Here is an 815-nt window from a genome sequence, read left to right as displayed (position 1 = left end):
CACATCGCGGAGAAGCTCGGGGCCGTCGAGTTGCTGGCGATGCCGCTGCCGCTGACTCCGACACGCGAGTTCCCGGTGCCGATAGTCCCGGGTTTCCGACTCGGCGGTTGGCTCAACGCGCTCAGCTATCGAGTCCTGACGCTGGCCAACGTGGTTTGGGCCGGAGCAACCAACGACTTCCGGGTGAAGACACTGGGCCTCCCGCCGCTCTCTCGCTTCGCGGACCCGATGAAGAAGGCCGATGGCTCCGCGGTGCCGGCGCTGTACGCATACAGCGAGCAACTGCTGCCACGTCCCTCCGACTGGCCTCCCCAGGCCCAGGTGACGGGCTGCTGGTTCCTCGACGAGGCTGACCAATGGACTCCGCCCGCCGAGCTGCACGCGTTCCTCGAGGAGGGGCCTCCGCCCGTCTACGTGGGCTTCGGCAGCATGGGCGCGGCGCATGCAGATGCTCGAGCCGCCACCGTCCTGAAGGCCATCGCGTTGACCGGCGAGCGCGCGGTGCTGGCCACAGGCTGGGGAGGCCAGAAAGCGCGCGAGCTCCCGTCCAATGTCTTCATGCTGGAGTCCGCGCCGCATGACTGGCTGTTTCCTCGAATGAGCGCGATGGTCCATCACGGCGGGGCCGGCTCCACGATGGCGGGGCTGCGCGCGGGCAAGCCCACTGTCATCTGCCCCTTTCTCGGCGACCAGCCCTTCTGGGGGCACGTGGTTCTCCGCGCGGGGGTCGGGCCACAGCCGGTACCGCAGAAGTCGCTCACCGCCGAGCGGCTCGCGAATGCCATCCGCACAGCACTGTCTCCGACGGTACGGGC

1 protein-coding gene is annotated in these 815 nt (G+C 68.8%); it reads left to right on the top strand.

Annotation, left to right across the window (positions count from 1 at the left end):
- Positions 1–815, top strand: an 815-nt coding sequence (locus FL311_RS43435) for a glycosyltransferase (RefSeq protein ID WP_141333568.1), incomplete at both ends; no start/stop codon positions are given.

It is taken from the genome of Myxococcus sp. AB025B (assembly GCF_006518215.1).
Classification (GTDB): domain Bacteria; phylum Myxococcota; class Myxococcia; order Myxococcales; family Myxococcaceae; genus Myxococcus; species Myxococcus fulvus.
The sequence above is the reverse complement of the archived record's forward strand: the minus strand, read 5'-3'. Positions and strand labels throughout refer to the sequence as shown.